The 26330-nt window shown below is 55.5% G+C and carries 21 protein-coding genes and 1 tRNA gene; 16 read left to right on the forward strand and 6 right to left on the reverse strand.

All coding sequences use genetic code 11. The annotated features are described in order from the left end of the window. The first annotated feature begins 27 nt into the window (after positions 1–27). From OQ371_RS22135 to OQ371_RS22180, 10 genes are all read left to right on the forward strand, one after another. Positions 28–2058, forward strand: coding sequence for an OmpA family protein (locus OQ371_RS22135; RefSeq protein ID WP_265990509.1), 2031 nt, complete (start codon positions 28–30; stop codon positions 2056–2058). Positions 2059–2116: 58 nt separating this feature from the next. Then, the gene (locus OQ371_RS22140) at positions 2117–3901 is read left to right on the forward strand and encodes a glycosyltransferase family 39 protein (RefSeq protein WP_265990510.1); all 1785 of its coding nucleotides are present in this window, start codon (positions 2117–2119) and stop codon (positions 3899–3901) included. A 1-nt stretch (position 3902) separates the two neighbouring features. After that, complete coding sequence (locus OQ371_RS22145) at positions 3903–4721, forward strand: transketolase (RefSeq protein ID WP_265990511.1); 819 nt, start codon at positions 3903–3905, stop codon at positions 4719–4721. A gap of 38 nt (positions 4722–4759) precedes the next feature. Beyond that, positions 4760–6757 carry an NAD-dependent epimerase/dehydratase family protein gene (locus OQ371_RS22150; RefSeq protein WP_265990512.1) on the forward strand — a complete coding sequence of 666 codons (1998 nt, stop codon included), beginning with the start codon at positions 4760–4762 and terminating at the stop codon, positions 6755–6757. A 109-nt stretch (positions 6758–6866) separates the two neighbouring features. Further along, the gene (locus OQ371_RS22155) at positions 6867–7778 is read left to right on the forward strand and encodes a transketolase family protein (protein WP_265990513.1); all 912 of its coding nucleotides are present in this window, start codon (positions 6867–6869) and stop codon (positions 7776–7778) included. 71 nt (positions 7779–7849) lie between these two features. Continuing rightward, positions 7850–9550: a hypothetical protein gene (locus tag OQ371_RS22160; protein ID WP_265990514.1), complete on the forward strand. Its 1701-nt coding sequence runs from the start codon at positions 7850–7852 to the stop codon at positions 9548–9550. A gap of 1 nt (position 9551) precedes the next feature. Then, positions 9552–10682, forward strand: coding sequence for an acyltransferase family protein (locus tag OQ371_RS22165; protein WP_265990515.1), 1131 nt, complete (start codon positions 9552–9554; stop codon positions 10680–10682). A gap of 157 nt (positions 10683–10839) precedes the next feature. Further along, positions 10840–11613: a glycosyltransferase family 2 protein gene (locus tag OQ371_RS22170; protein WP_265990516.1), complete on the forward strand. Its 774-nt coding sequence runs from the start codon at positions 10840–10842 to the stop codon at positions 11611–11613. Positions 11614–11742: 129 nt separating this feature from the next. After that, entirely contained in the window at positions 11743–14469 is a 2727-nt protein-coding gene (locus OQ371_RS22175) for a hypothetical protein (RefSeq protein WP_265990517.1), read from the forward strand. A gap of 15 nt (positions 14470–14484) precedes the next feature. Beyond that, entirely contained in the window at positions 14485–15555 is a 1071-nt protein-coding gene (locus OQ371_RS22180; RefSeq protein WP_265990518.1) for a hypothetical protein, read from the forward strand. A 9-nt stretch (positions 15556–15564) separates the two neighbouring features. On the opposite strand, the gene OQ371_RS22185 is transcribed toward OQ371_RS22180, so the two are convergent. The 4 genes from OQ371_RS22185 to OQ371_RS22200 form a co-directional block, all read right to left on the reverse strand. After that, positions 15565–15639: transfer RNA gene (locus OQ371_RS22185), tRNA-Val, on the reverse strand. Between the two features lie 21 nt (positions 15640–15660). After that, positions 15661–16980 carry an MFS transporter gene (locus tag OQ371_RS22190; protein ID WP_265990519.1) on the reverse strand — a complete coding sequence of 440 codons (1320 nt, stop codon included), beginning with the start codon at positions 16978–16980 and terminating at the stop codon, positions 15661–15663. A gap of 39 nt (positions 16981–17019) precedes the next feature. Next, positions 17020–17817 carry a glycoside hydrolase family 16 protein gene (locus tag OQ371_RS22195; protein WP_265990520.1) on the reverse strand — a complete coding sequence of 266 codons (798 nt, stop codon included), beginning with the start codon at positions 17815–17817 and terminating at the stop codon, positions 17020–17022. A 7-nt stretch (positions 17818–17824) separates the two neighbouring features. Then, complete coding sequence (locus OQ371_RS22200) at positions 17825–18610, reverse strand: glycerophosphodiester phosphodiesterase (RefSeq protein WP_265990521.1); 786 nt, start codon at positions 18608–18610, stop codon at positions 17825–17827. Between the two features lie 157 nt (positions 18611–18767). On the opposite strand from OQ371_RS22200, the gene OQ371_RS22205 reads away from it, so the two are divergent. Then, positions 18768–20831 carry a thioredoxin domain-containing protein gene (locus OQ371_RS22205; protein ID WP_265990522.1) on the forward strand — a complete coding sequence of 688 codons (2064 nt, stop codon included), beginning with the start codon at positions 18768–18770 and terminating at the stop codon, positions 20829–20831. Between the two features lie 10 nt (positions 20832–20841). Here the strand turns inward: OQ371_RS22205 and OQ371_RS22210 are convergent, their stop codons facing one another. Both OQ371_RS22210 and ruvC read right to left on the reverse strand, forming a co-directional pair. Next, complete coding sequence (locus tag OQ371_RS22210; protein ID WP_265990523.1) at positions 20842–21036, reverse strand: hypothetical protein; 195 nt, start codon at positions 21034–21036, stop codon at positions 20842–20844. A gap of 104 nt (positions 21037–21140) precedes the next feature. Next, the gene (ruvC, locus tag OQ371_RS22215; RefSeq protein WP_265990524.1) at positions 21141–21740 is read right to left on the reverse strand and encodes a crossover junction endodeoxyribonuclease RuvC; all 600 of its coding nucleotides are present in this window, start codon (positions 21738–21740) and stop codon (positions 21141–21143) included. Positions 21741–21772: 32 nt separating this feature from the next. On the opposite strand from ruvC, the gene OQ371_RS22220 reads away from it, so the two are divergent. The 5 genes from OQ371_RS22220 to OQ371_RS22240 are packed head-to-tail and all read left to right on the forward strand — an operon-like array spanning position 21773 to position 26328. Next, the gene (locus tag OQ371_RS22220) at positions 21773–22762 is read left to right on the forward strand and encodes a lysylphosphatidylglycerol synthase transmembrane domain-containing protein (protein ID WP_265990525.1); all 990 of its coding nucleotides are present in this window, start codon (positions 21773–21775) and stop codon (positions 22760–22762) included. Between the two features lie 3 nt (positions 22763–22765). Then, a complete protein-coding gene (locus OQ371_RS22225; protein ID WP_265990526.1) occupies positions 22766–23899 on the forward strand; it encodes a glycosyltransferase in 1134 nt (377 codons plus the stop codon). A 28-nt stretch (positions 23900–23927) separates the two neighbouring features. Beyond that, the gene (locus tag OQ371_RS22230; protein WP_265990527.1) at positions 23928–24563 is read left to right on the forward strand and encodes a polysaccharide deacetylase family protein; all 636 of its coding nucleotides are present in this window, start codon (positions 23928–23930) and stop codon (positions 24561–24563) included. Beyond that, complete coding sequence (locus OQ371_RS22235; RefSeq protein ID WP_265990528.1) at positions 24560–25552, forward strand: glycosyltransferase; 993 nt, start codon at positions 24560–24562, stop codon at positions 25550–25552. Before OQ371_RS22230 ends, OQ371_RS22235 begins: the two co-directional genes overlap by 4 nt. Beyond that, complete coding sequence (locus tag OQ371_RS22240) at positions 25549–26328, forward strand: TatD family hydrolase (RefSeq protein ID WP_265990529.1); 780 nt, start codon at positions 25549–25551, stop codon at positions 26326–26328. Before OQ371_RS22235 ends, OQ371_RS22240 begins: the two co-directional genes overlap by 4 nt. Positions 26329–26330: the final 2 nt, after the last annotated feature.

Genomic DNA, 26330 nt, shown 5'->3' on the forward strand with positions numbered 1-26330 from the left:
TAATTCATCATTAGCAAACTTGTTTACATGATTCGGGGTGTTTTAATCGTGTTGGGATGGGCTCTTTTCTTTTCGCCGAAGGCTACGGGGCAAACCGTCCAGTGGGCCAGTTCGGTGGTGGGATTTTCCTCCGACGGGCGCGGTGAAGCCTACACCCAGCAGTACCGATCCAGCCAGATTCTGGGCAAACCCAACCGACTGCCCCGGGTGGGCGACAACCCCTGCGCCTGGGCTCCCCTCTACCCCGACGGTCCGAACGACGAATGGATTACGGTTCGCTTCAGAGAAGCCATTCCCATCCGGCAGATCGCCATTTTTCAGAGCGGAAACCCGGGTGCCATTACCCAGGTGCTGGTCATCGACGGTTCGGGAACGGAGAACCTGGTTTACAAAAATACCGGCGCTGGCTCGGAAGCGGGCCAGACGCCCCTGCTGCGGGTTGCGCTCAACGAACAATCGCTGGTGGCCAATACCGTTAAAGTTGTCATGCGGCCCAGCCTGGTCAAAGGCCCTAACCAGATCGACGCCATCGGGATTTCCGACACGGCTGAACCCATCAACGTCACCATCAACGTTTCGAAAGACGCGCCCAAAGACCTGGTGAAGGAAAGCCTGGGGCCGCAGATCAACTCCCGGGGCCAGGAAGTGGCGCCGGTGATTGCGCCGGACGGCAAAACGTTGTATTTCACCCGGGGTCAACACGAGAGCAATACCGGCGACCCGCGCAGCCAGGACGTCTGGTATTCCATCCTTCAACCCAACGGCGAGTGGGGCCGAGCCGTCAACATTGGCCCGCCCATCAACACCACCGCCGACAACGCCGTCAGCGGCATGTCGCCGGACGGCCGGACGCTCTACCTGATTAACGTGTACAAACCTGACGGTACGGTAACGTACGGTTTATCCAAATCGACGCTCGGTAAAAACGGCTGGTCGTTCCCGACGGAGGTGGTCATCAGTAACAACCACAACCTGCACAAAAACGCCTACACCGAATACGCCATCGTGCCCGACGGCAAAACCATTGTCCTCTCGGTTCAGCGCCGGAACTCGATTGGCAACAAGGACCTGTACGTGTCGTTTTTGCAACCCGACCAGACCTGGAGCGAACCGATCAGCATGGGTCCGGTGCTGAACACGGCCGAGTACGAAGGCGCACCGTTTGTGGCTTCCGACTCCCGAACCCTGTATTTTACCTCCGCCGGCCGGCCCGAATACGGCAACGGTGACATTTTTGTGAGTCGGCGGCTGGACGATACCTGGACCAACTGGTCGGAACCCGAAAACCTGGGGCCGAACATCAATACGCCGGAATGGGACGGGTATTTCACGATTCCGGCCACGGGCGATTACGCCTACCTCAGTTCCATCCAGAATTCAATGGGCGGGGAAGATATTTTCCGGTTGAAGTTGTATCCGGCCGTCAAACCCGACCCCGTCGCCATCGTGTCGGGTCAGGTAATCGACGGCCTGACCAAAAAACCGATTGCCGCCGAAGTCTTGTCGACGGTGACGCCCGGCAACAAGGAACAAAGCCGGATTAAGTATGACCCCGAAACGGGCGACTACAAGCTTTTGCTGCCAACCCAGAGCAACTACAACCTGACGGCCAGCCGCGAGGGCTATTTTCCAACCACCGAACCGCTCGACCTGAGCCGGGATAAACGGTTTCGGGAAATCCGGAAAACTATCGTGCTGACTCCCATAAAAACCGGCCAGCGGGTGGTGCTGCACGAGGTCCTCTTCGAGCAGAGTAAAGCCGTGCTGCTGAGCGGTTCCAACGCCGAACTCGACCGGGTAGCCCAGATGCTGAAAGACTTCCCGACGATGGAAATTCAGGTGGACGGACACACTGATAATCAGGGACAATGGGACCTCAATATGAAACTATCCCAGGACCGGGTTCGGGTAGTAAAGGAGTATCTGATGGGTCAGGGCGTCGCCGACAACCGGATTCAAACCAAAGCCTGGGGACCTAGCAAACCCATTGCCAGCAACGAAACCGAAGAAAAGCGCCGACTCAACCGCCGAGTTGAATTTACGATCCTGAAAATGTGAAAGTCCGGCAAAATGGCCTTATTTTTGCCCGCAAAAAGCTATTCACACTGTTTAATTGATGTCTCAAAACCGTCGAACGTCTCTCTTTATCCTGTCCGGGATTGTCCTGCTGGCGTTTGTTCTTCGCATTTACCGTTCTGACACCTACGGACTTTTTTTAGACGAAAAAGCGACAATCCTGATCAGTCAGGGCATACCGATAGAAGGTGCCAATCAGCACGACGTCTTCGACAAGCCCAACTCTCCTTATTTCACGCCGAAAGAGTTCTGGCGTCCTAAAACGCTGGCCGACTTCAACGAAGCGGTTTCCCGAAGCGATATCGGCCATAGCCCGGCTTACTACGCCATGCTGTGGAGCTGGATCAAAGTGTTTGGCCTGAGCGACTTATCCATTCGCTTTCCGTCGATCCTGTTCAGCACCCTGACGGTTCTGCTGGTTTATTTTTTTGTCAAACGTCACATCCGGCTGGCTCCGAAAACCACCGACCGCCTGGCCCTGATCAGTGCGTTCATTGCCACCGTTGAGCCGTTGTTCATTGCCCATAGCCACATTGCCCGCAACTACACGATGACGTTCTTTCTGACGCTGCTCGCTACGCACGTCTTTCTGATCATCATTGAAAAAGAAAAGGCCCGAAAAGCCTCGGGTCGGCTTTATGCTGGATACGGTGCGCTCGTCGCTATTTCGATCCTTTCGCACTACCTGAGCACTACGGTATTTTTAAGCCACGGCCTGTACGTGTTATTTTTCGTCAGAAAATGGCCGGTCTGGACCAAACTGGGCCTTACGTTTGTCGTCGCCCTGAGTTGTGTTTCCTTGTGGATGCTGTTTGGCGGGGGGCAATCCACCTTCGGAACCCTGAAATACCAGGCTGAATTTTACCGCAATCTGGCCGAAACAAACCCGGTTAACAGCGGTTTTGGGCTGATTCTCCCGGCTACGGTTCCAAACGTTTTCTGGCGGGCACTGCCGATTTTCGCCGACCTGGTTATTTTTACTAACGGCCTTGGCACGGCCATTGTAGGCTACCGGAATTTCGCCGTAGCTCTCCTGGTTGGTCTGCTGTGCATTTTCGTCATTCACCGGTATCGGAACCAGCGTCAGACGCCCCAGTGGGTTAAGTTTGCGATCCCGGCGTTGCTTTTGGCAGGAATGTTGTACTACAGCATTCATCCGTTGCAACACCTGGTTCTGTCCGCCATGCTACCGTTTTTCTACCTGCTCAGTCTTTCCCTGCTGGAAGACTTCCGGCCCGACGACCGTCCGCTGCTTGTGTTTCTGATCATGCTGTCGCTGATTCCCACGTTGTTTCTGCTGCTGATGGCTTTTCGGTCGGGGCATACCTACGGCATTACGCAGCGGTATTCGGGCTTTTCGTTTCCATATGTGTGCATTCTGGTGGCGCTGATGATTCGGAAACTTTTCGCACAACGCCTTTGGTTCAGCTTGCCGCTGGCTGCGGTTCTGTTTATTCAGGCGGGATTTATCGCTCTGCTGTTGGGCCAGATCTACAACGACACGGCTCCCAAGTACACTTCGTTTGCCCTCACCCGCTCGGCAAACCCTTTTTGGTACTCGGCCCAGAAAATCCAAGAGCTGTACACACCCGGCGATACGGTTTTGTACCCGACCCTGAAACGCAAGGAATATACCGAAATCGACAAAACCGGCCGGCCGTACGACATTATTGATGCGCAGATGGTAAACATCTATTTGCCCCGGGATGCCACCTACTACCAGCGGATCGACACCACTGAACGGGACAAGATTGTACTCGTCAAAGGCAAGACCGGTCAGAAAATCACTATCTTTGACCTCGAAGGAACGAAATACCGTTACTAAAATGACTTCACCGGCAACAACTACGAACGACATAACAATCCTCAGTGGACAACTGCGGCTGAAAGTACTGGAATTGTACAACATGGCCCATGCCGGGCACATCGGCTGTTCGCTGAGCTGCCTGGATCTGATGATTGCGACGCTGATTCTTCGCAAACAACCGGACGATACGTTTATCTTGTCGAAGGGGCACGCGGCTGCGGCTCTGTACGTCTGCCTGAACCATTTGGGCGAAATTTCGGACGACCAACTGCAGACGTTTTATAAAAACGGTACCACCCTGCCCGCCCACCCCGCCCCCAACCAGCACAAGGGAATTCCGTTCGCCACCGGTTCGCTCGGCCACGGTCTGCCGATTGCTGCGGGCATCGCCCACGCCAACAAATTGCAAGGCAACCCGAATGCGGTTTTTGTTCTGCTTTCCGACGGCGAAACCAACGAAGGAACCACCTGGGAAGCCGCCCACTACGCCATGCAGCAGGGGCTGGACAATCTGGTGATGCTTATCGACAAGAACGGTTTGCAGGGCTTCGGGCACACTACCGATGTGTTTGGCGACACCGCCGACGTAACCAAATGGCAGGCCATCGGGTTTGAGGTCGTGGAAGCCGACGGGCACGATGTGGAAACCCTGGTGGCAACGGTTGACACCCTGCGGCTGCAAGCCAACGGCAAGCCCAAAGTTATCATTGCGCATACCGTGAAAGGCAAAGGCGTTTCGTACATGGAAAACCGGCTCGAATGGCATTACCTGCCCATGAACGCCGACCTCTACGAGCAGGCCAAAGCCGACATCCACGACCGGTATTTTACCGCATAGCCGACCGCCAAGGTCCGATTCACACTAGTTAATAACGAATGTCTAACCAGATCCTACCGTACCGGGACAGCATCCTGCAACTAAAAGGACCCATTTTTGTCTTCGGAGCCAGCGGCTTTATCGGTGCCAATTTATTCGATCAGATTTTCCAGCTTCGGAAAGATTGCTACGCGCTGACCCACGACGCCACCAAAGCCTGGCGCCTGAAACTGCTGAACGTTCCGGCCGAAAACGTCATTCACTGCGATATTCTTTCCCATAAATCGGTGCAGGAGGTTTTTAGTCGCTACCAACCCCGCACGATTTTCAACCTGGCGGCTTACGGCGCGTACAGCAAGCAGAAAAACGTCAACCTGACCTACGAGACAAACGTCAACGGTACGGTTAACATCCTGGAAAACTGCACCCCCGACACGGCTTACATTCACGCCGGGAGCAGCTCGGAATACGGTTTTAACTGCACCGCCCCCAAAGAAACCGACCGCGTCGAGCCCAACAGCCACTACGCCGTATCGAAAGTTTCGGCGGCTTACCTGCTTGAATTTTACGCCCGCGTTCACGGTTTGAGAACCCTGAACTTACGGCTTTACTCCATTTACGGCGGCTGGGAAGAACCCGATCGGCTTATTCCCCGGTTGGTGGAAGAAGCCCGTAAAGGCACGCTGCCCCCGCTGGTTTCGCCCGACATCAGCCGCGATTTCGTGTACATCGACGACTGCGTGGAAGCCTTTGTCAAGGCGGCTCTGACCGTTGATAAGAGCATCAGCGGCCGGTCCTACAACATTGCCACGGGACAAAAAACGACCATGCGCGAACTGGTGGAAGAAACCCGCCAAACCTTCAGTCTGACGGTTGAGCCGGTCTGGGGCAGCATGGGCAACCGGCAGTGGGACCTCAGCGACTGGTACGGCGACCCGGCAGCGGCCAACGCCGACCTGGGCTGGCAGGCCCGTACGCCCCTGACGGTGGGCCTGCAAAAAACCGCCGACTGGCAGGTGCAGCACAACTACGCCGAGCGCGTGCTACCGGCTTTTGCCAACCCGACGCTCAACCCCGTCATCACGGCCATCATTGCCTGTTACAAAGACGCCCAGGCCATCCCGATCATGTACGAACGGCTGGTCCGGACGTTCAACGAAATGAAGGTCCGCTACGAGATTATCTTCGTCAACGACAACTCGCCCGACAACCAGGAGGAAGTGATCGACGCCATTTGCGCGAAGGACCCGAACGTCATCGGTATTTCCCACTCGCGGAATTTCGGCTCGCAGTCGGCGTTCCTGAGCGGGATGGAAATCTCGACCGGTGACGCCGTGGTGCTGATGGACGGCGATCTGCAGGACCCGCCCGAAATTATTCCGAAGTTTTACGAAAAGTGGCAGCAAGGCTACGACGTGACGTACGGGGTGCGGGTGCAGCGCGAAATGCCCGCCCACGTCCACTTCTTTTACCGCACGTTCTACCGGCTGTTCAAGAAAATGTCGTACATCAACATCCCGGTTGATGCGGGTGACTTTTCGATGATCGATCAAAAGGTGGTGCGCGAACTGGTGGCCCTGCCCGAAACCGAGCAATTTCTGCGCGGCCTGCGGGCCTGGGTCGGTTTCAAGCAAACGGGCGTGGATTACGTCCGCCCGGAACGCATGTTCGGCGTTTCGACCAACAACTGGACCAAAAACATCTGGTGGGCCAAGAAGGCCATTTTCTCCTTCAGCTTTGCCCCGCTCGAACTGATGTCCTACGCGGGCTTTCTTCTGACGGGTCTGTCGTTGCTGGGCATTCTGTGGCAAATTCTGGCCAAATTCCTGATTTTCCCCAACACGCCCGCCGGTCTTTCAACGGTTATCGTGCTGGTGATGCTGTTTGGCGGGATTAATTTGCTGGGAATTTCGTTTTTGGGAGAATACATCAGCAAGATTTTCGAAGAAACTAAAAAGCGGCCCAAATTCATCCGGACCAAAGTCCGCAAGGGCGAGCAACTCTACAAAACCGCATCCGAAATCCGGGCGCTGGTGGAAGCGAGAAAGACAAAATAAGGGTTGGGGTTGTTTCGCGGAGTTAAGCGGAGATAATCAGAGTCAAGCAGAGACTCCGCGAAACTCAATCAAACTCCGCGAAAAAACTCCTTAAACACACCAAGAATCCATGCGTAAAGAATTTTCAGCCGCCATTGAACGCATTGCCGCACACGATGAGCGCATCATCTTCATCACGGGCGATCTGGGCTACAACGCCCTGGAAAGCGTAGCCACGGTGCTGGGTCCGCGCTTTATCAACGCGGGCGTCGCCGAGCAAAACATGGTCGGGGTGGCGGCCGGTATGGCCTACAAAGGATACAAAGTGTTTTGCTACAGCATCGCGCCCTTTGCGGTCTACCGGTGTCTGGAGCAGTTCCGCAACGACGTTTGCCTGCACAATTTGCCGGTGTTCATGGTCGGCAACGGCGGGGGCTACGGCTACGGCATCATGGGTTCTACCCACCACGCCATCGAAGACCTAGCCTGCCTGAGTGGCTTGCAGAATGTCAAAACCTGGATTCCGGCTTTTGCCGACGAGATTGACCCGTTCGTGGATGCCATCGTAGCGGAAGGCCGTCCGGCTTACCTGCGCCTGGGCGCGGGGCCGAAAACGCCCGAAGGCAGCGAAACCACCGGCTCGTTCAAAAAAGTGGTCAGCAGCGCCCAGCCGAAAGGAACCGTGGTGGCGCTGGGCCCGGTAGCGGCCAACGTCCTGAAAGCCCTGCAAACCTCCGACGCCCTGGGCAATCAGTTTGACGTTTACACGGCGTTGAACCTGCCGCTTGAGCTGCCCACCGACCTGGGCCGGCAATGGGCCGAATCGCAGAATCTGCTGGTGGTGGAAGAACACGTGAGCATCGGCGGACTGGCGCAGCAGCTTTCGGTTAAATTGCTGGAAAATGGGCTGTCGTTCCGGCAGTTTGTAAGCCTGTCGGCCCAGGGATACCCCGGCGGGGTGTACGGAGATCAGAGTTTTCACCAGCAGCAATCGGGCCTGGATGCCGCTTCCATTCAGGAGAAGTTGACGGCTTTTTTGTAGAAAAGGCTCGTTGAAGAGAAGGGTTATTTCGCGGAGAATGGCAGAGAAATTTAGAGTTTAGCGGAGTCGGTATGGACTCGAAGACGCAGTCAGTTTCGGTTACGGATAGTGGATCAAAATCAACCTCCCGACGGTCGCTCGTGCTGGGTGGGCTGGTGTTGCTTGTCCCGATGCTGGTGTACGGCTGGGTGTTTAGTCGCTACGCGGTTAACATTCCCAAATTTGAGGATCATACTCTGAAAGGCTTTTTGCTAAATCTGGAAAAAGCCGGATCGATTCGCGATTGGGTATACGAATTTTTCAGGCAACACAACGAGCACCGCATCGTCTACGACCGGCTCATTGCCTGGCTCGATTACCGCCTGACCGGTAAGCTGAATTTCATCCATCTGATGGTGGTGGGCAATTTAAGTTTGGTTTTGCTGTTGCTGGTCTTTGTCAGGGCTTTACAAAAGGCGGGGGCTGCGGTCTGGACGGCCCTGCCGGTTGCAATGCTGCTGTTTAACCTCTCCCAGTGGGAAAACATGTTCTGGGGGATGGCGGCCCTGCAAAACTTCACCGTGGTGGCGCTCGCCCTGGCCACGTTCTACGCCCTGGCGTTCAGCGACCGGGTGGGCTGGCTGGCCATCGGGCTGGCGGTGCTGGGTACCATCACCAGCGGCAACGGGCTGCTGATCTGGCCGGTGGGGCTCGTATTGCTTTTTCTGCGGCAGGATTACAGCGGGGTCATGCGCTGGCTGGCGGCTCTGGCCATTTCGTTCCGGCTTTACTTTCTATACTACGAAAAACCGCCGGGCAATCCGGTCGATTCCGGAACGCTCCTGCAAAAACTGCACGGCTGGCTGTTGTTCAATGGCGCAGCCGCTGAGGCTTTTCCTATCCAGAATTTCCTGTTGAGTTGTACGGTATTGGGGGCGGTGATGCTGGGTTTTACCCTCGTGCTTTGCCTGCTCTTTTTGCGGCAGCACCTGCGTGCCCCCCAACTGTCCGGCTGGCAGATTTTCTTTCTGGGAACAGCCGCCTTCGTGGTTGGGTCGGGGCTGATCGTGGCCCTGAACCGCGTCGGCTTCGGCCTGGCGACCCTGACAACGAGCCGGTATAAAATCTACTCGCTCACGCTCCTGTCGCTGCTGTTTGCGTACTGGATTTCCCAAAGCCGTCCCTCCCAGCGCCGGGTCCGGGCGGGGCTGGCGTCGGGATTCAGCGTTCTGATTGCTTTCTTCTCGTACACTGCCTACCTGGACGAAGCAGTTTACTGGCGAAAATACCTGACAGCCAGCCAGTTTAACTGGACCTATACCCGTCCGGATGCCGTGGCAACGATTGACGCCCAGACCCGGAAACTGATCGACAACGCCCCGGCCTTTTACGATGCGCAGGTATCGAGTCTGTTTTCAATTCCGCCCACGGTCTCGAAAGTCCGGCTGGATACGGTATTCAGAGCCAACGGCGAATACGTCGCCCGCCAGGATTCGTTTCCAGCGCTCGGGCTGCGCGAGGAAGGGGCGTACCTGATAGCTCGTTCGCCCCGCCGAACGTACCTCTTTGCCACCCGCCAGAACCTGTCCGGAAGTCGTCGGCGCTGGCTGCAACCCCGGCTAACGTTTGGACCCGGTTTCACGGCCCAGCTTCCCGAAAGCGAACTCGAAGCCGGCACCTACGACTTGCTTCTGCTGGCCGTCAGACCCGGTAACGAATGGCAGTTTTATTCCACCGGGCGGCAGCTGACGGCTTCGGGCCAAACCGCCACCCCGTTTAAAAAGAATTGGTAGTATGCTCGCAACCGAAACTACGCATAAAGAAAAAAATTACCTGATTCAGCTGGACGGCCTGCGGTTTCTGGCCGTTACGCTGGTGATGATCGACCACTGGATGGGTGAACGGGTTCACCTGCCGCTCGGCTACTTCGGCGTCAACCTGTTTTTTGTCCTGAGCGGTTTTCTGATCACCCGCATTCTGATCAACAGCAAACTGACCGACGACCGGCTTCAGCGTTCGCACGGCCATTCGCTGCGGCAGTTTTACATCCGGCGAAGCCTGCGGATTTTCCCCATTTATTACCTGACGCTGTTTGTCCTGGCCCTGATTGGTTTTCAGGCGGCCCGCGAGTATCTCCCCTGGTTTCTGACCTACACCCAGAATTTCTGGATCATCATTCACCAAACCTGGTTTGGGGCGCTGGACCACCTCTGGTCGCTGGCCGTGGAAGAACAGTATTACATCTTTTTCCCGTTTCTGATCCTGTTTATTCCGACGCGTCGGATTCCGGCGTTGCTGATTACGCTCATCGGCATCTCGTTTCTGGTCCGGCTGTACCTCTACGCTACCCAGGCCCCCTGGATGGTGCAGTTCGTGCTGATGCCTACCTGTCTGGATGCCTTCGGGCTGGGCGGGGTGCTGGCCTATCTGATGGTTTTTCGGCGGGATCAGTTTGCCAAAGTGGCGGGAAACACGGGCTTGCTGCTGCTTAGTCTGGGTTTATACGCGCTGAACGTCTACTTGATGATGTCCACTTCACCGGCCCGCAACGTGTTTACGGACGTGTTCGACCGCTTTTTCACCTCGCTGTTTTGCTTTTTCATCATCGGCAAGGGGGTACTTGGTTACCAGGGTTTCATGAAATCGCTGCTGGAACACCCGATCAGCAACTACCTGGGCCGCATCAGCTACGGCTTGTATTTGTTTCATAACCTGGTTTTCAACTATTACCACACGCCCGCCAATTACGTCACCGTCCGGGCGTGGAACCGGCTATTGCGCGAACTGCCTTTTTTGGCCGAAACCGCACTGGAACCGTTTACGATGGTCCTGTTTTTTTACGGCATCACGGTCGCCGTCGCCACGGTATCCTGGTTCGTGGTTGAGAAACCCATCAACGGCCTGAAAGACCGGTTTGCGTATTGACCGATCGTCGGTGGCCCAGTGAATAAATGAAAATGAACGGTCAGAAAAATCATTTCCCCGATTTTTGTATCTTTGTCCATAAGAAGTTGTCGAACCGGCAATACGAACAATCTTCTGTACTTCAACGTTATTGCCTTTATCCACCTCCTACTGATCAATGAGTCTGTTATTATCGATTGTCATGCCGGCCTACAACGAGGAAGAATGCATCCACGAAGTTGTAGAAAACTGGGTCGACCTGCTGAACCGGCAATTTCCTACCGAAAGCACCCGCCTGATCGTCATCAACGACGGTTCCAAGGACCGTACGGGCGCGATTCTGGACTCATTGAAGCCCAAATACCCCAACAAACTGGAGGTGGTTCATACGCCCAACGGTGGTCACGGTAATGCCGTGGTGCGGGGATACCGCCACGCCGTCGCGCTGGGTTCCGAGTACGTTTTCCAAACCGACAGCGACGACCAGTTTATTACCGACGACTTTTCCAAATTGTGGGCCAAGCGGCACGAATCCAATTTTATTCTGGGTTACCGGCAGATCCGTTTCGACGCACCCGCCCGGCTGGTGATCACCCGAATTCTGAAATACAGCCTTTTCCTCATTTACGGAACGTATATCAAGGACAGCAACATTCCCTTCCGGCTCATCAACGGCATTTATCTCAAGAAACTTCTGGAGCAACTTCCCGATCCGACGCCCTTTGCTCCCAATATTTTCCTGGCGGTCATGGCGCGGAAAGCCGGTGAAAAAACCTTCGATATCCCCATTGTTCACAAAGAACGGCAGACCGGAACGGTTTCAATTCTGAAATGGAAACTGCTGAAAGTCTGTATGCAAAGCTTTCAGGAGCTGGTCGAATTCCGGCTGGCTTTGGGCTCCAAGGTGAAAGCCCTCAAAACCGTGCACGTAACCCAGCCCGTCAAACTGTAAAGTTGCCCCAACGGTACTTTTGATGACGCAGATTGAACGGATGGCCACAGATTTTATCTGCGAAAATCCGCCCGGTCGGCGTCATTGGCGTTTTATTTTTGCGCATATTACCGCACCGAATTTAAGTACATGACCAAAAAGCAGCTCTGGATTGGCCTCAGCGTTTTAGCGCTTATTTTCGGCGGCTACCTCGCCTACCGCTGGTCGAAGGCACCCGCCCGCTCGGCCTGGATGCTGATTCCCTCGGATGCGCTGCTGGTGCTGGAAAGCTCGACCTTGCAGGACACCCTGTCCAAACAGGCCCAGCTCAACGAAATGGCCCTGCGGACGACCCCGATTTTCCAGGAAGCCGTTCGAAGCCTTGAAAAATTTGTCTGGGCCCCGCTCGACACGGCCAGCGCCGTTCAGTTTCTGCACGAAAAACCGGTTTGGTACTCCCTGCACCCCACGTCCAAAGACCGGCTCGGCTTTGTTTTTTACATTCCCATTAAATCCCTGCAGGATCAATCGTTTCTAAACCGAATCCTGAATCCCAATGCCGACCGGTTCCGGGTGCTCAGCCACCCGTACGAAGGCACAAAAATTCACGAACTGCTTACCGTCCGGAACGAATCCCTGGGGTCGTTTGTGGTGCTGGATGACTACCTGATTGGCAGCCCTTCCACCATTCTGATGGAGAGCGTCATTCGGCGGATGAACCAGCCCTTCACGGAAACTCCGCTGCAACGTGCCGATGTGTCGCTGATTCGACCGGGAACCTTGGCGGGCATTTACGTGCGCAGTTCGGTGTTGTCGGCGGTTTTGTCCCCCAACGAATCGAGCACCGACTACCAGTCGAAATACATCAAGGCCCTGCTGCCCACCGAATTGCTGACCCGTTTTCGGCCATCGCCCACCCGAACCCACCTGATTGGCCTCTCGACCGACGACATTGGTGCCAAAGGGGCCCTGGCGCATTTGTTCGACCGGCAAACTCCTTTCCGGTTCAGTTGCGGCAACCTGATTCCCGATCAGACTACGACCCTGTTTCACTTTAGCCTAAGCAACGGCCCCCGCTTCGGAAAGGCGCTGACGGCTTTCATCAATGCCGAGGACGAAGCCGATACGCGCGAAGGTCGCCGGAAGCTGCGCCCGCTGCTCCAGAACGAAGACAACGGCATCTACAAGTACGTAGGGAACGAGATTGCCCTCCTGCGGCTCGATGCCCCCTCTTCCGACCGCCGATTGGTGCTCCTGATTCATTCCCAAAACATTGAGCGCCTGTGGGATCGGTATCAGCTGGCGGCCCTGCTGACGACCGGCACCGATCGACTGGCGGCTTCCAAACCGTTTCTGCGATACCGTATTTCGGCGTTGAAAGCCCCCAATTTGCCCGCTTTTCTGTTCGGTGGATTGTTTCGCGGCTTTGATCAGAACTGGCTGACGCAGGTCGGCGACTACCTGGTCGTTGCCAACGGACAAGGGGTTTTGCAGGAGTATTTGCAGGCCGTCGAACAGCGGACAGTCTGGTCGGAATCTGCCCGGCAACGGGATTTACTGACGCAGACCATGCGCCCCGCCAATTTCACGGCTTACACCCGCTTCAACCGCGCCGGGGAGTCGATGTCGGCCAACTGGCCCCAGGCCTGGCAGCAACTCCTCAACCACGACGAAACGGCCCTGGATAACGTCGAAAACCTGATCTACCAAAGTACCTACGGGCGTGAACGGATTTACTCTTCCTTGATTCTGGGCCGAACCACGCGCCGGGCGAGCCAGGCGGTTCTGAACCGGGTTTTTCTGCAACGGAAAATCGCGCTCAATGCGCCCCTGGTAAGCCAACCGATGGTGCTCGGCGATTTTGTGGGCAGCTCCGGCGTCATGTGGGCGGTGGACAATACCCAGCAATTTATCCTGATTACTCCCGAAGGGGAAAAACACCCCTTGGGTACGGTCAATGGCCCCGTCCAGAGTTCGCTGGTACCGGTCGATTTCCTGAATAACGGGCGGCTGCAATACGCATTTACCACGGCCCGGTCGCTGTACATCGCCGATCCGGTCAACGGTTTGGCCAAACTCCAGTCCATCCCGCTGCCCGAAGGGGCTGATCCGGGCACGCTGATGGCCCCGCGCCGGGATCAGAACCGCAACCTGATTCTGCTGATGCTCAACCGCAACGGCAGTGTTTATGGATATGACCGCCAACAGAAACGGTTTGTTACGGCTTTTTCCGTCAATAATCCGGCGGGAGAAAGCGTGCCGGCTTTTCACGCGCCCGTCCGAAATCAGGCGCTCTCGGTGGTGTCGGTGCAGAAAGATGGGCATTTGTTTTACTGGAACGAAAACGGCGGTCAGATCAGCGGTTTTCCCGTTGACCTGAAGTCGGAAATGATCGGGCCGGCCTGGCTGGAAACCGGAAATCCGCCTACCATTACCACCCTGACCCGGCAGGGCGAATTGATTCACGTCGGGGCCGACGGGCAGATTTCTGAACGCAACCAGTTGTACCGCCCCATTCGTCGGGGGTCGTTCCGGATGTTACCGGACGTAAATCAAAACGGCTATGTTCTGCTGCGGACGACCGACACCGAAGCGGCTGTTCTGGACCGCAATGGCAAACAGCTTTTCGAGGTTCGGGGGCTACGGCCGGGCCAAACAACCTTGCGCTACCACGTTTTAGGGTCGGGCATCAACCTGATTAGTGTTAAATCCGGTAATTTTACAACCTTGTATGATCTGGCGGGCCGCCCCATTGGTGACCGTCCCATCCCGGGTGCCTTCCCCGTTGAGCTGCAATTTTCGCCAACCCGGAATAAACTATTTGTGTACAGTACCGACAACAAAGCCGTTCAGATCTGGTCGGTGAAGTTGCGCTAACGAGAATCCAATCCTATGAAACCTGGCGTTGTCGTCCGCTATATCGTCTTACTGCTTTCCATCCTGATTTACATTGGCAGTTGTTCGTCTGATGTACTGAATACCGCCCAGCGGGAACGGATCATTCCGGATGACTACCGGTTCGGCGACCTCTACCGGCTGGCGAATCTGCCGCAGTTTAAAGCCCGGCAAGTTCCCTGCCCCCCCGCTCATCCGGCCGACGGCCCGCGCAAACCCATTCACTTCTACATCATCGGCGATAGCTTCTCGGAACCGCCACGCGTGACCCTGGCGGATTTACCCGTCCAACACTTTCACCGGACGAAATGGGCGTCTCCCCGGCGCGTTCAACTCGATACGACCAAAACCAATGTGCTGGTGATTGAAACCGTTGAGCGCCACTTCCGCGACCAGTTCGGTAAATACATCACCGAATTGCAGGTCGTTTCGGATACAACCCGGCCGGAGCCCAAGCCGGAACGGCACTGGAACTGGCTGGCGCTGACAAAGGAACTGGAAACGTTATTTTCCCGGGATGCCGTTGAAGGCCGGCTGGAAACGATTCTGTTTTTTACCGACTGGGCGCTCTGGTTTAAGGAACTGAAAGCCTGGCTGACGCTGGCCTGGTTTGACCGGGTCAACACCAAAACCTCCCTCTCACCCGACGGAAAGCACCTGCTGTACTACATGGATACGGACACCTCCGGCAAAAATTCTTCGTTTACGCCCCTGCCCGACTCCCTGCTCAACCGCTACATCGACACCATCAACGTGGTGGCCGACCGGTATCAAAAACTCGGATTTGACCAGGTGTACCTTTCCATCATTCCGAATAAAACCAGCATCAACGCTCCGGACACGGGGCCGCTGCCGTACAATCACCTGATCGAGCGCGTTCAGCAAAGCCCCCGGTTGTTGATTCCGGCCATCGATATTTACACGCCGTACCGAGCCAGCCGCGTTCCCTTGTATGAAATCAGCGATGCCCACTGGAACTGCGCCGGACGGGCCATCTGGATGCGGGAAGTAACGACGAAGCTGCATTCGCTGCCCCTGAAAACAAAAAAGCTTACCACCCGTGAGTGATAAGCTTTGTAGGATGTAGCGGGCTCGAACCGCTGACCTCCGCCCTGTCAAGACGGCGCTCTGAACCAACTGAGCTAACATCCTGTCGTGTTTCGGGTCACAAAATTAGGAGATTTCTTCAGTTTCCAAATGCACCCGGTAAACTTTTTGTGAAGGAATTCGCCATAAGAGCAGCAGACCCACCACAAACAGGGCCAGTAACGCCAGAACGCTGTTGCGCATACTCCCCGTAACCTGCTCAATCAGACCGTATATGAGCGTTCCGATAACGATGGAAAGCTTTTCGGTAACGTCATAAAAACTAAAGTAAGAAGCTGTTTCCTGCGTATCTCCCGGAATCAGTTTTGAGTAGGTAGCCCGCGAAAGGGCCTGAATGCCGCCCATCACCAGACCCACCAGCACCGCCAGCGCGTAAAACTGGTTCTCGGTCATCACGTAATACGCGCCCACGCAAATGCCAATCCAGAGTGTTACTGCCATCATCAGGGCGTAAATATTACCAAACCGTCCGGACAAACGGGCAAACAGAATGGCCCCCGGAATGGCAATCAACTGGATGAGCAGGATGGTAATGATCAAACTTTGAGCGGGCAGTTTCAACTCGTCGCTGCCGAAAATAGTGGCAATGTACATCACCGTCTGAACGGCCATGTTGTAGACGAAAAACGCCAGCAGAAACTTCTTCAGCAGGGCTTGCTTCTTCACCTGGGCATACACCTTCTTCAACTCCCTAAACCCGTTGAAAATCCAGTTGCCGGAGGTAGCAGTATTGCTGCGCCGTTCCGAGTCGGGCAAATACCGGAACGAAAGCTGGGAGAAACCCAGCCACCAAATGCCCACGGTCAGAAAGGAAATGCGGGAAGCCATCGCGCCCGACATGCCGCCGTACCACTGCGGAAACAGGATCATGGTCAGGTTGAAAACCATCAGCACCACACTGCCGATGTAGCCCATTGTAAAGCCCCGCGCACTCACCCGGTCGATCTGGTCTTCGGTGGCAATTTCGGGCAGGTAGGAGTTGTAAAAAACAATGCTGCCGCCCCAGCCGACCAGACTTAGAATAAAACAAAAAACGGCAAAGGTGGTCGTTTCCTGCGTGAAAAAGTAGAGCAGTGAGCAACTGACCGAGCCCAGGATGCAGAAGAACTGCATGAAAGATTTTTTGCGACCGCTGTAGTCGGCCAGCGCCGACGAAAACGGGCTCAGCAGCGCAATAAGCAGAAAAGACACCGAGACCGAGTAAGAAAAAAGCACGGAGTTTTTGACCGGAAAACCCAGGAAGTCAATTACGTTGCCGCCCGCTTCGTTCAGGGCCGTGGCGCTGAAGTAAACCGGAAAAATGCTGGAAACAATCACCAGCGAGTGCACGGAATTGGCCCAGTCGTATAAACACCAGGCGTTAATAACACGGGGGTTGTTTTTCATGGAGGGTAAAGACCGTCTTGGCAGAAAACCGTCCGAATCTTACTGCTTTTTGTAATACCGGACGTAATCAATGGTAAAGGTAAACGGAAATTTTGAGTAATCGACTGCGCCCCCGCTGGTGCCGCCCAGGGCCAGATTCAGCAGCAGGAAATGCGGTTTGGTGAACGGCATCCATTCACCCGCGGGCATGTCGCTGGCCCGGTAAATGGCGTAGTTGATATCATCGATAAAAATCCGGATTTCCTCTTTATCCCATTCGAGAATGTACGTGTGAAAGGCGTCCGACAGGTCCGGTATGGGGGGTGACACGCTGATCTTTGCGGCATCTTTGCCATTGGCGTCGGCTTTGTGCAAACTGCCAAAAACGTACTGCGGAGCATAGCCCAGCCACTCCATGATGTCGATTTCACCGCTGGCCGGCCAGCCTACTTCGTACCGGTTGGTGCCCAGGGTCCAGATGGCGGGCCAAGCGCCTTTGCCCGTCGGGAGTTTGGCCCGAACTTCAACTTTACCGTACAGAAAATCGGCTTTTCCGAGGGTGACCAGACAGGCCGAACTTACCGGGTGGGTTTCGGTGCTATCGTTTAAGGCCGTGATAATCAAATTTCCATTTTCAACCCGGCTGTTTTTCAGGCGTTTTGGCTGGTAATATTGCAGTTCCTGATTCCGGATATAGCCTTCCTGGTAGGTCCAGCGCGTTGAGTCGGGCAACCCGGTATAGTTAAATTCGTCGGCCCACACCAGTTGATAGGTCGGTTCGGGCGGGGGCTCCGGTTTGCGTTTGCAGGAAACAAAGACGACACCAAACAGACCGGCAACGATCAGGAAATACTTCATACGTTTATCACTTCAGGAGTTCGAGCAACAGTTCGGGTTCGTCGGTCGTGATAAAATTCACGTACTGATCCAGAAACCATTGCATACTGATTCGATCATTGACCGTCCAGACGGTAACGGCCAGGTGCTGGTCCCGGGCTTCCCGGATCCAGCCCGGTCTCAGCGTCAAGACGGCGTAATTATAGGACAGGCCCGAAAAGCCATCGGTGACCAACTGCCCGGGCGTCTGATCACCGTTCAGGTACGAAACCCGGGCCGACGCATCCAGCGCCAGGATGTGTTTGCACACCTCGTAATCAAAGCTGCAGTAATCAACCAGCCCCTCCGCCTTCAGCGCTTTCACCAGTTCAACGGCTTTGCGGGCGGTAGCCAGAGAACGCTCCTTGCTCACGCGGGAGCCTTTTATTTCGAGCATCAACCGGGTTTTAGCCTGCTTGATCCCTTCGGTCAGGTACGTCCGCAGGGTGGGCAGGGCTTCGCCGTTGCTCAATTTCAGGGTCGCAAGCTGGGCCGCGGGCGTGGTTTCGATGGAAATCCCGTTGATTGAATTGTCGTGATGAATAAACAGAACCGAGTCGGCCGACATCTGTACGTCAAACTCGCTGCCGGAGCACCCCAGTTGGATGGCCCGCCGGAGCGAAGCCAGCGAGTTTTCGGGGACCCCCGCGGTTTTCCAGGCTCCGCGGTGGGCAATTACGCGGGTTACGTAGTCGGGGGTAGAAACGGGATCTTTTCGACAACTGCTTGCGGTAATCAGAACCAAGAAAAACAAATACGTCCACCAATTGCTCATACGTGCGCCGACTTTCCTGTTGAAAGCCATTGAGTTTCCAAGATACTAACGTTTCCGTACGCTTAATCGATGAACGAAAATAAATACAAAGCTAAACTTCTATCCGGAAAACTCGGTTAAACAGGGAATCCTTCCGCTCACCTGGCATCATTACCGCATGAATCGACTAGCCCAAGAAAGTAGCCCCTATCTGCTGCAACACGCCCACAACCCGGTTGACTGGTACCCGTGGGGGCCGGAAGCCCTGCAGAAAGCTCAGCAGGAAAATAAACCGATTCTGGTCAGCATCGGTTACTCAGCCTGCCACTGGTGCCACGTTATGGAACGTGAATCCTTTGAAAACGGGCAGATTGCGCAGGTCATGAACCAGCATTTTGTCTGCATCAAAGTGGACCGCGAAGAACGGCCGGACGTGGATGCTATCTACATGGATGCCGTCCAGGCAATGGGTGTGCAGGGCGGCTGGCCGCTGAATGTTTTCCTGATGCCCGACGCCAAACCGTTTTACGGTCTCACGTATCTGCCCCCCCGGCAGTGGGTTAACCTGCTGACGAGCGTGCGTTCGGCGTTCAACGAGCATCCGGACCAGCTGGCCGAATCGGCGGAAGGGTTTGCGCGGCACCTGAACATGAGCGTCTCCGAGCAGTACTACCTGACCGATACCGCGCCCCAATTTAGCCGGGACCTGCTCGATGCAATGTACCAGAAACTCGAAACCTCCTTTGATTCGGTGAAGGGCGGCCCCCGCAAAGCGCCCAAGTTTCCGATGCCGAGCATTTACGGTTTTTTGCTGCGGTATTATCACGTGACAAAAAACAACGCGGCCCTGGATCACATTCGCCGGACGCTCGACTTCATGGCCCTGGGCGGTATCTACGACCAGATCGGGGGCGGCTTTGCGCGGTACTCCGTCGATGACCAGTGGTTTGCGCCCCATTTTGAAAAAATGCTGTACGACAACGGCCAGTTGCTCACGCTCTATTCGGAAACGTACAGTTTAACCCAAAGCCCGCTGTACGAAAAAACCGTTTTCCAAACGATTAACTTTCTAAAACGCGAACTGACCAGTCCGGAAGGCGGTTTCTATTCGGCGCTGGATGCCGACAGCGAGGGCGTGGAAGGCAAGTTTTACACCTGGACAACGCCCGAACTCCAGCAGGCGCTGGGCGACGACTTCAACTGGTTCAGCGAATTGTACCACATTGCTCCCGAGGGCAACTGGGAAGAACACGAGGGTGTTGGACGCAATATTCTGCACCGGGTGGTTTCAGACGCCGATTTTGCCCGGATGCAGGGCCTTACGCTGGCCGAACTGTCGGAAAAACTAACTACCACCCACCAGAAATTGATGGCGATCCGCGAAACCCGGATCCGGCCCGGCCTGGACGATAAAATTCTGTGTTCCTGGAATGGCCTCATGCTGAAGGGACTGGTGACGGCCTACCGGGTTTTCGGCGAAGCGTCCTTTCTGGAACTGGCCGAGCAGAATGCCCGCTTCATTCGGGAAAAACTTACCCAGCCCGAAACCGGCCAGCTCTGGCATAGTTACAAAACCGGGGTCAACGGCGCACCGGGCGTGGCTTCCATCACGGCTTATCTGGAGGATTACGCTGCGGTGATCGACGGGTACCTGGCGCTTTATCAGGCCACGTTCAAAGAAGCCTACCTGCGCGAAGCCGACCGTCTCACCCGGTATACACTCGATCATTTCTGGGATGAAGAGGATCACCTGTTCTTTTTCACCGACCAGACCGGAGAGTCCCTGATTGCCCGCAAAAAAGAGGTGTTTGACAATGTGATTCCGGCTTCCAACTCGATGATGGCCCATAACCTCTATACGCTCAGCCTGTTGTTGGAACAACCCGTTGAGGGCGCACCGGCTTATACCGATCTGCTGGAATCGATGATGGGCCGGGTGCAATCCCTGCTTCAGCAAAACGCCGAGTACCTGACCCATTGGGCCGCCCTGTATGCGATGCGGGTTCAGCCGACCGCCGAGATTGCGGTGGTTGGGCCGGACGTTCAGCAATTCCGGCGGGAGATCGACCAACGGTTTTACCCGAATAAAGTGCTGGCCGGTACCGAAACGGAAAGCGCGCTGCCTCTGCTGGAAAATCGGACTCCGATCAACGGCCAGACGGCGGTTTACGTCTGCTATAACCGGGCCTGCCAGTTACCCGTCACCAGCGTGGAAGCAGCTTTTAATTTGCTGGAAAAATAAAGAAGGAGACTTACTGGATCGTTTTCACGACGAGAAACTGCATTTTGGGACTGGAGGAGGTCGCTTCCCGGCTGAAGGTAATTTTGCCTTCGACAACCTGCATCAGTTTCGCCCGAACCTGGGCCCGGCCCAGGGCGCTCATGACGATCCCAATAACCAGATAGATTCCGACAAGCATCAAACGGTGGCCCAAAATTCTTCTCATAACTTCACAGGTAGGTAATGTTGGGACAAAAGTAGAGCATCCCCGTGACTTTATGGTACGTAGTTTCCCCTGTTTTGCCGGGGAAAAAGTACGTAATTCGAGCGTCAGGAGATCCGTCCGGGATTTTCGTTCACAAACGCCGACCAGGCCCCTTTTTTCGTTTTTTTACCAGTTGATTTTTTACCCGGCAGGGCGTCTTTGTGGAAGTAATGACAAATGGCGATCGCCAGCGCGTCGGTGGCATCAAAAAACTCGGGGTCCAGTTCAACCCGCAGCAAATGGCCCACCATGTGCGAAACCTGCTCCTTGGCGGCATTCCCGTTGCCCGTCACCGACTGCTTGACCCGGCGGGGAGCGTACTCAACAATCGGAATTCCGCGCGACAGCGCAGCCGCCATTACCACGCCCTGCGCCCGGCCCAATTTGAGCATAGCCTGCACGTTTTTGCCGAAAAACGGGTCCTCAATCGCCATCTCGTCGGGCAGGTATTCTTCAATGAGCTGAATCATCCGCTCAAAGAGTTTCTTTAATTTCAGTTCGTGGGTGCTATATTTGCTCAGGTGAATGACACCGTATTGCAACATATCCATCTGGGCTTTCCGAATTCCGATGACCCCATAGCCCGCAATCTGAGTGCCGGGATCGACGCCCAGAATAATCTTTTCGTACAGTTCATGTTCGGGAGCGGGAGTTGAAACGGGCATGGAATTTTGTACGGTGTTTTAGCAGTGATGATATGCAAAGTAACGGTTTCGTCCCGCAAAGAACGTATTCCAGGACCAAAAAAATCGCGTTTTGGTCAAAAATCGGTATCCTTCTCCTGATTGTCAGCTATATTTTTTTAACCGTTAACCGTCAGCAACACGATTTCCAATCGGCCTGGCGGTATTGGCAAAATGCCAACTGGCTTAGCTTCTCCGCCTTTCTCCTCCTGCTGCTCACGCCCGTCAACTGGTTACTGGAAGCCCTGAAGTGGCAGATTCTGGTCCGCCGGGTCGAACCCATTTCGCTGGGGGAAGCCACGCAGGGCGTTCTGGCGGGGTTAGCGATGGGGTTTGCCCTGCCCGCTCAGTTGGGCGACACGGCCGGGCGGCTGCTGTCGCTGCGCTCCGACCAACGCTGGGAAGGCATCGGGGCCGCGCTGGTTTCAGGTGGGATGCAGTTTTTCGCGGCCTTATTTTTCGGCACCGTCGCCCTGTTTGTTCGGTTGCAGACCGGGGCAACGGAGCTGCCAATGGCCCAGTGGATCTTGTTCTGGCTCCTGCTGCTGACGCTTGCGCTGGGTTTGCTGGCGGGCTGGTTTCGACACCGGCTGGCCCACCTCCCGTTCCGCTGGATGCAGCGCTGGGAAAAATACTGGGCCGTCGCTGCCCACTACACCACCCCCGAACTCTGGCTGGCCTTCGGGGTGGCAGCACTGCGTTACCTGACCTTTTCGCTGCAATTCTACCTGGCCATGAATTTATTCGGTATTGACCTGCCCATCCGGGAAACCACCACGGGCATCGGACTCGTTTACCTGGGCAAAACAATTATTCCGGCTTTCAACCTGCTGAGTGATCTGGGCGTCCGGGAAGCAACGTCGATGTGGGTTTTCGGCCAGTGGCAGGTGCCCGCAACCCAGATTCTGTCGGCGACCCTCACCCTGTGGCTGATCAACATCCTGGCTCCGGTGCTGGTCGGGTTGTTCTGGGTCTGGAAATTAAAACTGACAAACCGTCACTAGTTCATGATTTACGTCCTGATCGGTATATCCATTCTCTACGCGTTGTTTACCTTGATTCTGGCCGTCACCTGGTGGCGAATGCCCGTTTTTAGGGCTTCGTCGGCTCCTCCCCCGGGCAATTTGCCCAGGATCAGCGTCATTATTCCGGTTCGGAATGAAGCGTTTACGCTGCCGCTGTTGCTGGCGGACTTAAAAGCCCAGACGTATGCGCCCGATCTTTTTGAAGTCATCGTGGCCGATGATTCTTCCACCGACAACACCCTGCAAATCGCGCAGGAACTGGCCAGGGCCGTTCCCTACGCCCTGCGCCCGCTGCCCCTCGCCAACGAACCGACGACCTCTCCCAAGAAGCGGGCTATCCGTCAGAGCATCACCCAGGCCACCGGCGACCTGATTGTCACCACCGACGGCGACTGCCGCGTGGGGCCGCGGTGGCTGGAAAGCATTGCGGTTTTTTACCAGCAAACCGGCGCCCGGCTGATCAGCGGTCCCATCAGTTTTAACTCCGACCACACGGTTTTCGGCAACCTGCAAACCGTGGAAAGCAGCAGTTTGATCGGCGCGGGAGCCTGCACCATGTACCTGGGTTCACCAACCATGTGCAACGGCGCTAACCTGACCTACGAAAAACGGGTTTTTGAAGCCGTAAGCGGTTTTGACGGCATCGACCACGTAGCTTCCGGCGACGATGAGCTGCTCATGCACAAAATCGCGAGCCGCTATCCTGGCGGGGTTAAGTTTCTGAAAAGCCCGGACGCCATTGTCCATACGGCTCCGCAGCCGGGCCTGCGCGCCTTTTACCACCAGCGGAAACGCTGGGCCAGCAAATGGCGGGCTTACCAGAGCATCTTGCCGTCGCTGCTGGCGGTTTTCATCTTTGCCAGCAACCTGGCCGTTCCGCTGGCCGTGATCGGGTACTGGTGCTTCGGGGTTTCCGGTTACCAACTTATCGGCCTGACTGCCTTGAAAGCTGTGCCGGAGTGGCTATTTTTGGGCTCCGTGCTGACGTTTCTGAAAAAGAAGCGCGTCCTGATCTGGATTCCGGTTACTCAACTGGTCTATCCGCTGTACGTTGTTTTTTTTGGATTAGCCGCCCAGCAAAAAGGGTTTCGGTGGAAGGGCCGGGACCTGCAGTAACGGCCTTAAATCGTCTGAGAACCAACCTATGTTTCTGCATAAAACGAATTTCCTGCTCCGGGCCCTGTTTCCCCGCTACACCTGGCGCGTTCCGACGCGGGAAAAAGTCATTTACCTGACCTTCGACGACGGACCGATTCCGGAAGTGACCGAATTTGTGCTGGAAACCCTGGGACAGCACCGGGCCCAAGCCACCTTTTTCTGCATTGGCGACAACATCCGGAAACATCCCGGCATCTACCAGCTGGTCCAGAACGGGGGGCACTCGATTGGCAACCACACGTTCAACCACCTCAACGGCTGGAAAACCGACGATCAGCCGTATCTGGAAAATTTTCGTCAGTGTCAGCAGCAACTGGGCGTGACCACCCGGCTGTTTCGTCCGCCCTACGGTCGGGCCCGGCGCAGTCAGGCTGCCGAGATCCTGAAAACGCACGATGTGATTATGTGGGATGTGCTGACGGGCGACTTTTCCCAGTCCCTGACGCCGGACGTGGTTTTGGCGAAAACGCTGAAATACACCGAGCCGGGGTCAATCCTGCTGTTTCACGACAGCCTCAAAGCCTGGCCCCGCATGAGTTATGCCCTGCCGCGCGTTCTGGATCACTTTTCCGAACAGGGCTACCGCTTTGAGCGCCTGCCCCAAACAACTCCGGGTTCGTGAGCATAGACGCCAGCATACTGATTGCCGCCCGCAACGAAGAAACCACGATTTTGCACTGCCTGCAGGCCGTCGAACGGCTTCGCTATCCGCCAGACCGCTTCGAAGTGCTAATCGGCAACGACCAGTCGGAAGACCAAACCGGCGCGCTCGTCACTAATTTTATACGGGATAAACCCCATTTTCGTTTGGTTTCGATTACCGAACGGGTGGGGCAGCAGGCCGGGAAAGCCAACGTGCTGGCCCAGTTGGCTCACCACGCCCGGGGAGCGGTTTTGCTGTTTACCGACGCCGACTGCGAGGTGCCGCCCGACTGGATTCAGGGCATGCTAAGACCCTTTCGGGATGAAAAAACCGGCATTCTGACGGGTTGTACGCAGATTTTGGGTCGCAACGGATTTGAAAAGCTGCAGGCCGTCGACTGGTTTTACGGGCAGTACCTGATCAAGCAACTCACCGATCTGGGCATTCCGGTTACGGCAATGGGCAACAACATGGCCGTTCGGCGGACGGCTTACGATGCGGTGGGCGGCTACGAAAGTTTGCCGTTTTCAATTGTTGAAGACTATCAACTCTTTACCGAGGTTGTCGGGCAACGGTTTTTTTTCGCCCAGCGGTTTGATCGGGAGGTTTTGGCCACAACCCGTCCGTTACCAACTGTTCAAAGCTGGTTGCACCAGCGCAAACGCTGGATGATGGGCGCATTGCAGTTACCGGCCTACTTTATCGTTCTGTTTTGTCTTCAATTGCTTTTTTACCCGTTTCTACTCTTTCTGGCCTTTTGGCTTCCCGGTACGGCCTTAATCCTCTGGGGTGTTAAATTTGGGGTTCAATCGGCGCAATTGCTCTGGATTCTGAATCGATTTCGCCGGTGGGATTTGTTACCGTATCTGATCGGCTATGAGTTTTACCTGCACATTGGGTATTTCGTATCGCTGGTTTATTATTTGTTACCAACTCAAGTGGTCTGGAAAGGCCGAACCTACTCATGATTGACACCCACGCCCATATTTACGACCTCCAGTTCGAAGACAAGGACGCCATGCTGACGGCGGCCGCAGAACAGAAGGTGTCTCAAATCTGGATGCCCAACTGCGCCCGGGAAACCATCGACGCCATGATGGACCTGGCCGTTACCTACCCCGACCGGTGTTTGCCGATGATGGGCCTGCACCCCACCTACGTTTGCGAAACCGTGGAGGACGAACTGGCCGCGGTCGAGAGCTGGCTAAACCGGTACCCGTTTATTGCGATTGGGGAAATCGGACTGGATTTTTACTGGGACCTGACCCACGTTGACCGGCAGTTCGAAGCCTTTACGATTCAGCTTCAGTGGGCCTCGCAGCGGAATCTGCCGGTTTCCATCCACAGCCGCTCCGGGGCCAACGGCGGCCGGAATGCCTTTGCCGAATCTGCTGACCTGATCGAAAAGCTGGCCCTGCCGAACTTGAAGGGCATCTTTCACTGCTTTATCGGCACTGTCGACGAAGCCCGGCGCGCCATTGACCTGGGCTTTAAACTGGGGATTGGCGGGGTTTCGACCTTTAAAAACGGTGGACTGGACAAGGTCATACCGCACCTTGATCTGGAACACCTGGTGCTCGAAACCGATGCCCCGTATCTGGCACCGGTTCCCTACCGCGGCAAACGCAACGAACCGGCTTACCTGAAACTGATTGCCCAGCGGGTTGCCGATTTAAAGCAACTGCCGTTGGAACAGGTAGCCGAGCAGACAACCCGAAACGCCCAACAGTTACTCCAACGCTAAGC

Origin of the sequence: Larkinella insperata (assembly GCF_026248825.1) — a bacterium.
Classification (GTDB): Bacteria; Bacteroidota; Bacteroidia; order Cytophagales; family Spirosomataceae; genus Larkinella; species Larkinella insperata.

What these genes read in the sequence shown, in the direction of transcription:
- OQ371_RS22135 (WP_265990509.1), top strand. Translation starts at nt 28, where the DNA reads ATGATTCGGGGTGTTTTAATCGTGTTGGGATGGGCTCTTTTCTTTTCG.
- OQ371_RS22140 (WP_265990510.1), top strand. Translation starts at nt 2,117, where the DNA reads ATGTCTCAAAACCGTCGAACGTCTCTCTTTATCCTGTCCGGGATTGTC.
- OQ371_RS22145 (WP_265990511.1), top strand. Translation starts at nt 3,903, where the DNA reads ATGACTTCACCGGCAACAACTACGAACGACATAACAATCCTCAGTGGA.
- OQ371_RS22150 (WP_265990512.1), top strand. Translation starts at nt 4,760, where the DNA reads ATGTCTAACCAGATCCTACCGTACCGGGACAGCATCCTGCAACTAAAA.
- OQ371_RS22155 (WP_265990513.1), top strand. Translation starts at nt 6,867, where the DNA reads ATGCGTAAAGAATTTTCAGCCGCCATTGAACGCATTGCCGCACACGAT.
- OQ371_RS22160 (WP_265990514.1), top strand. Translation starts at nt 7,850, where the DNA reads ATGGACTCGAAGACGCAGTCAGTTTCGGTTACGGATAGTGGATCAAAA.
- OQ371_RS22165 (WP_265990515.1), top strand. Translation starts at nt 9,552, where the DNA reads ATGCTCGCAACCGAAACTACGCATAAAGAAAAAAATTACCTGATTCAG.
- OQ371_RS22170 (WP_265990516.1), top strand. Translation starts at nt 10,840, where the DNA reads ATGAGTCTGTTATTATCGATTGTCATGCCGGCCTACAACGAGGAAGAA.
- OQ371_RS22175 (WP_265990517.1), top strand. Translation starts at nt 11,743, where the DNA reads ATGACCAAAAAGCAGCTCTGGATTGGCCTCAGCGTTTTAGCGCTTATT.
- OQ371_RS22180 (WP_265990518.1), top strand. Translation starts at nt 14,485, where the DNA reads ATGAAACCTGGCGTTGTCGTCCGCTATATCGTCTTACTGCTTTCCATC.
- OQ371_RS22190 (WP_265990519.1), bottom strand. Translation starts at nt 16,980, where the DNA reads ATGAAAAACAACCCCCGTGTTATTAACGCCTGGTGTTTATACGACTGG.
- OQ371_RS22195 (WP_265990520.1), bottom strand. Translation starts at nt 17,817, where the DNA reads ATGAAGTATTTCCTGATCGTTGCCGGTCTGTTTGGTGTCGTCTTTGTT.
- OQ371_RS22200 (WP_265990521.1), bottom strand. Translation starts at nt 18,610, where the DNA reads ATGAGCAATTGGTGGACGTATTTGTTTTTCTTGGTTCTGATTACCGCA.
- OQ371_RS22205 (WP_265990522.1), top strand. Translation starts at nt 18,768, where the DNA reads ATGAATCGACTAGCCCAAGAAAGTAGCCCCTATCTGCTGCAACACGCC.
- OQ371_RS22210 (WP_265990523.1), bottom strand. Translation starts at nt 21,036, where the DNA reads ATGAGAAGAATTTTGGGCCACCGTTTGATGCTTGTCGGAATCTATCTG.
- ruvC (WP_265990524.1), bottom strand. Translation starts at nt 21,740, where the DNA reads ATGCCCGTTTCAACTCCCGCTCCCGAACATGAACTGTACGAAAAGATT.
- OQ371_RS22220 (WP_265990525.1), top strand. Translation starts at nt 21,773, where the DNA reads ATGCAAAGTAACGGTTTCGTCCCGCAAAGAACGTATTCCAGGACCAAA.
- OQ371_RS22225 (WP_265990526.1), top strand. Translation starts at nt 22,766, where the DNA reads ATGATTTACGTCCTGATCGGTATATCCATTCTCTACGCGTTGTTTACC.
- OQ371_RS22230 (WP_265990527.1), top strand. Translation starts at nt 23,928, where the DNA reads ATGTTTCTGCATAAAACGAATTTCCTGCTCCGGGCCCTGTTTCCCCGC.
- OQ371_RS22240 (WP_265990529.1), top strand. Translation starts at nt 25,549, where the DNA reads ATGATTGACACCCACGCCCATATTTACGACCTCCAGTTCGAAGACAAG.